Here is a 5882-nt window from a genome sequence, read left to right on the forward strand (position 1 = left end):
CTTTTTATATTAAATTGGAACAATTCATTCTAATTAATAAAACTGGATCACATTATTGGTAGTTTTTCGTACAAAAAGTGCTGTTAACTTAACTGGAGCTGTTAATAATCGATGACATATCGCGATAGCAGCGACAAGTGATGAGCTATATAGAGGGAAATATGATGAAAGAGGCGGAATTGGTACCAACGCAGCCGGTAAGCGTGAGAGAACGCTTTGGCATCGACAGTAACCTAACGGTGATGGCATTTGAACATCCGGGTGAATATGTGCCGAGAGTCGATCCTAATTACTGTTTTGACCCCGAAGTGACGCTGGCTATATTGGCAGGGTTCACCTCCAATCGTCGCACATTGATACAAGGCACGCACGGAACGGGCAAGTCTTCTCACATAGAGCAAATTGCCGCGAGATTGAATTGGCCGTGTTTGAGGATCAACCTAGACGGACACCTGAGTCGATTGGATTTCATAGGTAAAGACAGCATCGTCATTAAAGACGGAATGCAGGTAACAGAGTTTAAAGAAGGCATTCTTCCTCAGAGCATTCAACAACCCATCGCACTGGTGTTAGATGAGTACGACGCTGGTCGCCCTGACGTGATGTTTGTGATTCAGCAGTTATTGGAGCAAGACGGGAAATACACCTCTTTAGAACAAAACCGAGTGATCACACCTAACCCTTCTTTTCGCCTGTTTGCTACCTGCAACACGCTTGGCTTGGGTAACTTTTCAGGTTTGTATTCGGGTACTCAAGTGCTTAACCACAGTCAATTAGATAGATGGAACATCATCGCTACGCTCAACTATTTAGACCCACAACATGAAACCAAGATCGTGTTATCCAAGCTTCCAAATCTGAATAATGAAAGTGGCCGACAACTGGTTGAGAAAATGATCGCCACCGCAGGATTAACGCGTAACGGGTTTCGGGCTGGCGACCTTTCAACGGTGATGTCTCCGCGAACGGTGCTCACTTGGGCTGAAAATATCCAAATATTCGACGATGTTGCGACGGCATTTAGGCTTTCATTCTTAAATCGCTGTGAAGACGAAGAAAAAGAACTGGTTAGCGAATACTATTTCCGTTGCTTTGGTGAAGATTTAGAAACGCCTACTCAAAACTATTCCCACTCGGAGTCGTAAACCATGGCCAATGTTTCTTCCCAGCAGAAAAAGATCCTCGATCTTGGCGTGTCTGTCGCCAGAGCAATCAGTGGCGAACTCAATCTGAACTATCGGGGAGAACGTCTCTATAAAGGCAATAAGCCCTGTTATTACCAGTCCGCACATACTAACGATCTCACCTTTGTGTCTCGCCACGAGCTAAAAAGCAGCAAGCTATCGATGCAAGGTAAGATCGATTCATCGGCACTGCGACTATTGCTTTCAGACGCTGACCTCCATTATTCATTGCGCCCTCAAAACGAAATAGAACGTCTGCTTTACGACTTCTGCGAACAGGTCCGAATTGAATCTCAAGTCCCGCCTTATCTAAAAGGCGTGACCACCAGTATCCAATTCAACTTTGCGTATTGGAGCGACCAATATCATCAAAATGGCTTTACCGAATCACGAATAGGCATGTTGCTGTTTACACTGATGCAAGTCATCCACACCCGCTTAACTGGCGTTCCGGTGTCTGAGCCTATCGCTGAGACCATTGAATCGACTCGCGCAGGCATCGTGCCTACTTTCGGGTACAACCTTAAGCGCTTAAAGCAACATAGAACCGACCAACAACAGTTTGCTCACTGCGCCAATGAGCTTGCTGCCCTTGCACAAGAGCTCATCAACCAAGAGCAAGAGAGCGATAGCTCGGCTACGCCAACGGTTGAAGAAGACATAAAAATCCTTGCGCAGCTTGCCCTTATCGTTGATGGAGACATTCAAGATCAAGACGTCGATACTGACATCACGGGCAGTAGCAAGGTATTCGAGTTGTCGGGTGCGAATTATCAGGTCTTTAATTCAGAATTTGATCAAATTGTCGCCGCAGATAAACTCGTCAGGCGCGCCCTATTACTCGAACTGAGGCAGAAACTCACCGATGACATCATGGCGAGACAAGTAAACACTCGCCGTTTAGCCGCTATGCTTACTAGCTTTGTTGCCACACCACAGAGGAACCGACGTCAGGACCATTTAGAAGAAGGCATTGTTAACGCCCCCACCATCACCAAGCTCATCACGTCGCCATTGGATCGCACTGTCTTTTATCAACCTGATATCGGTGTATCTCATCAATGTGCTATCACGTTTTTGATGGACTGCTCAGGCTCAATGCAAAAGCACAGTCACAAGCTAAGTCTGCTGATGGACACCATTCTCAAATCCGTAGGATTGGCTGATATCCCATTTGAGATCATTGGCTTCACTACCAACAACTGGAACGGTGGCAAGGTTTATCGGCAGTGGCTTAAACAAGGCCAACCAAAACACCCAGGCCGCTTGAACGAAGTTCGGCACATCGTGTTTAAGGGTTTTGATACGCATTGGAGACGATCTCGCCTTGGCATTGCGAGTCTTCGTAAAGCAGACGTCTTTAAAGAGGGGATTGATGGCGAAGCGGTGCAGTTCGCTAGCCAGCGGTTGCAACAGCACACTGCTCAAAGAAAGGTTTTGATCGTGTTCTCAGACGGCTGCCCAATGGATACCGCCACCAGCACTGCCAACGATCAGTTCTATTTGGATAACCACCTCAAACAAGTCATTGAACGTGAGTCGACCAAAAACGGAATTGAGATTCATGGCGTGGGGATGGGAGTGGATTTGAGCCCGTACTACCGCAACAACATTACCTTGGACGTACAAGAGAGCTGCTTGTTCGGGCTATGTAGGAACATCTTTGAGATGCTAAAGCGCTGACGTGTCAGTGAGGAGGGTGACGTCAAGCATTAAACGAGAATCAAGCCCTCCTCCTTCAAAGATAATTTTGATAAAGAAAACGTTCTAAGCCAAAAACAACGACCATGCAGAGACCGCCATCAAGTACCCACCAATCAACATCAACACAATAAACACTAACTTTCTGAGTTGATCATTAGACAACGGCGGTGGGAAACGTCGAGCAAACATCGTGACAAGCGCCACCAAGGGAACAGCAATAGCAGATAACCACAGTATGCTCTGTTCCATGTCGCCTGCAGCGTAGACATTGACAGTACGCGACATCGACGTACAAGCGAACACCATCAGCAGTGTGCTTCGCACCAGATCGAGCGTAAAAGGCTGCCGATAAAGATGATAAACAATCGGTGGACCTGCCATCCCAAACAACCCACCCGCTAAGCCAGAACTAAAACCAGACAACAAAAACGATACAGTTGCCGAACGATCCTTTCTGGTTTTAGGTTTGAACATAAAACTCAAACCTGCGAATAGCACCATGGCACCCAATAGTCCTCGGAGAATATGCGTGGCCGATTCGCTTAACTCGTCCAGCAAGTACACCCCCATCGAAACGCCGGGAATAATACCGATGACCAACACCACCAGAATCTTGAGTTCCCCAAGCAGTGGCTTACCCATCAATGCGACCAAGCAATTGAACAAGGTCACAATACTGACCACAGCGGCTATAACGGGTAAGGAAACCAGATTAAGGCTAACCGTTAAACCAATCACGATGATACCGAGGCCAAATCCGGTGACAGTTTGAAAATAGGTACCCACCGCGATGGTGGCAAGAATAGCGAGTAAAACAGGTAACTCCATCAGCAGTCCTAGTTAGGTTGTTTTTGGGGGTTGATTTGAATGTGAGTATCAGCTTCAGGAGCTAGATTTTAGTATCTAAAATCAAATGTCGATTCATCTCTTTTTTCAGAATCAGCCGCCACGTCAGTCTTTGAATTTGCTGTTTTTCCTTGCTGTGCTTGTACCGCGGTCACCGCGATCACATTAAAGATGTCTTGTGCGTTACACCCTCTTGATAAGTCATTCGCAGGTTGATTCAACCCTTGTAATAGTGGACCAATCGCAACTGCCCCACCTAACCTTTCCGCAAGCTTATAACCAATATTACCGGCTTCTAAATTGGGAAATATCAACACGTTCGATTGACCTTTCACCTCTGAATCTGGCAGCTTTTTCGCGGCAATCTCAGTCACAATCGCGGCATCGAGTTGAACATCCTGATCGACGGCGATTCCGGGACAACGTTGTTTCACTAACTGAGCCGCGTTACGAACCTTATCGACCGATTCATGCTTGGCACTACCGTTGGTCGAAAACGATAGCATTGCGACTTTAGGTTCTTCCATCAGTAGCGTTTGAGCACTGCTTGATGCGGCCACTGCAATCGATGCTAGCTCGGTTTCATTAGGGTTAATCACCAACCCACAGTCACTGAAAATCATGCCGCCTTTAAGATTATGGAAAGGCTCACACAACATCATCAGAAAAAAACTGGACACCAATTCACTGTCTGGCGCGGGGCCGATAATCTGAAGCGCAGCTCGTACCACATCAGACGTGGTATAAACCGCACCATTAACTGTGCCATCCACCAGCCCCTCTCTGACCATCAAATTGGCAAAAACGAGTGGGTCTAGAACCAGCTCTAGCGCATCATCGTAAGTCATACCTTTCGCTTTTCTTAATGTATACAACCGCTCAGCGAGGACTTCTTTGAGTGATGACGCTTGTGGGGAAACAATGTGAATGCCTACAAGATCAATGTGATGTAATTCTGCAGCAGCGATGATCGCTGGTTCATCCCCTACTAGGGTGATGTGAGCGAGCTGTTTGTCTATCGCCATTCTTGCGGCTGCTAGTACTCGCGGGTCCTCAGCTTCACTCAAAACCACTCGCTTACGATCTAAGTGAGCCTTATCAATAATCCGTTCAATCGCCTTCATCTTAAATTCCATTTATTGAGATTAATTGTTCCATAATTTATATTTATATTATTGGAATAATAAAAAAGGTCAAATTTTATTCAGATAATTGAAGAATAATGATTTGGTATGTACACTCTTAGGCATAGACATATCGCAAGGATGGATCATTATATGCAAACAGAAACACCACCAGTTCAAGGGGATACACCGACTCTCCGACTTTTTGCACTATTAGAGGTGATAGCGCAAAAAGACGAGTTTATTTCTCTTCAAGGATTAGTCGAAGAAACTGGACTGCCAAAACCTACGCTGCACCGAATGCTTCAGCAGTTAGAAGCGGCAGGCATCATTCAAAGAGACGGCGATGAGAAGCACTACAGCTCAGGTATTCGACTCAGAAAGCTTGCCGAAAACCTATTGTTGAATAGCACCATGCACAGTGCCCGACGCACTATTCTTGAAAACCTGAGAGCAGAAGTTGGCGAAAGCTGTAACCTAACGGCGCTATCAAGTGGCGAGATCATCTATCTTGATCGTGCAGAAACTGAAGCACCCCTTCGTTTTCATCTACACCCAGGTTCTCGCGTCCCAGTACATTGCTCAGCAAGCGGAAAACTGTTTTTGGCGCACATGTCTAAGTCACAGCGCAGACGATTAATTGAAAATGTGCCACTGACTCAGTACACAGTGAACACTATTACAGACTATTCGATGTTAGAGAAAGACATCGAAGAAGCGAAAATCCAAGGCTTTGCGATTGATGACGAAGAGTTTTTGCCGGGCTTAGTCTGTATCGCGGTACTGATCCCGTCATCTACGGGTCAATCAAACCTCGGCCTAGCGATACAAGCGCCTGTAATTCGAGTCAAACCTGATGAAGCGATCAAGTACCTACCCGCTCTTCAAAAAGCAGCAAAAGCGCTCGCTAAGATAGAGTCTGATAATTGGAGTCAACAATAGGTCATTTTCTTAGACCGCTTCGAGTGGCTATCGCTTCGAAAGCAACAACTTAAGCACGGACGAACTAACGAGCTAACGAGCT

General features: G+C 46.2%; 5 protein-coding genes. 3 read left to right on the forward strand and 2 right to left on the reverse strand.

Annotated elements, in window-relative coordinates; genetic code table 11:
* The first annotated feature begins 161 nt into the window (after positions 1 to 161).
* Positions 162 to 1145, forward strand: a complete 984-nt coding sequence (locus AB4653_RS01570; protein ID WP_009845775.1) for an AAA family ATPase — start codon at positions 162 to 164, stop codon at positions 1143 to 1145.
* 3 nt (positions 1146 to 1148) lie between these two features.
* The gene (locus AB4653_RS01575; protein WP_032555084.1) at positions 1149 to 2867 is read left to right on the forward strand and encodes a cobaltochelatase CobT-related protein; all 1719 of its coding nucleotides are present in this window, start codon (positions 1149 to 1151) and stop codon (positions 2865 to 2867) included.
* A gap of 84 nt (positions 2868 to 2951) precedes the next feature.
* On the opposite strand, the gene AB4653_RS01580 is transcribed toward AB4653_RS01575, so the two are convergent.
* Both AB4653_RS01580 and pta read right to left on the reverse strand, forming a co-directional pair.
* Positions 2952 to 3716, reverse strand: coding sequence for a TSUP family transporter (locus AB4653_RS01580; protein WP_009845777.1), 765 nt, complete (start codon positions 3714 to 3716; stop codon positions 2952 to 2954).
* Positions 3717 to 3784: 68 nt separating this feature from the next.
* On the reverse strand, positions 3785 to 4858 hold the full coding sequence (gene pta / locus AB4653_RS01585) for a phosphate acetyltransferase (RefSeq protein WP_009845778.1): 1074 nt from the start codon (positions 4856 to 4858) through the stop codon (positions 3785 to 3787).
* Positions 4859 to 5011: 153 nt separating this feature from the next.
* Between pta and AB4653_RS01590 the strand changes: the two genes are divergently transcribed.
* On the forward strand, positions 5012 to 5800 hold the full coding sequence (locus AB4653_RS01590) for an IclR family transcriptional regulator (RefSeq protein ID WP_004731927.1): 789 nt from the start codon (positions 5012 to 5014) through the stop codon (positions 5798 to 5800).
* The last annotated feature ends 82 nt before the right edge of the window (positions 5801 to 5882 follow it).

This window comes from Vibrio sp. 10N.222.48.A3 (genome assembly GCF_041475345.1).
Classification (GTDB): domain Bacteria; phylum Pseudomonadota; class Gammaproteobacteria; order Enterobacterales; family Vibrionaceae; genus Vibrio; species Vibrio tasmaniensis_A.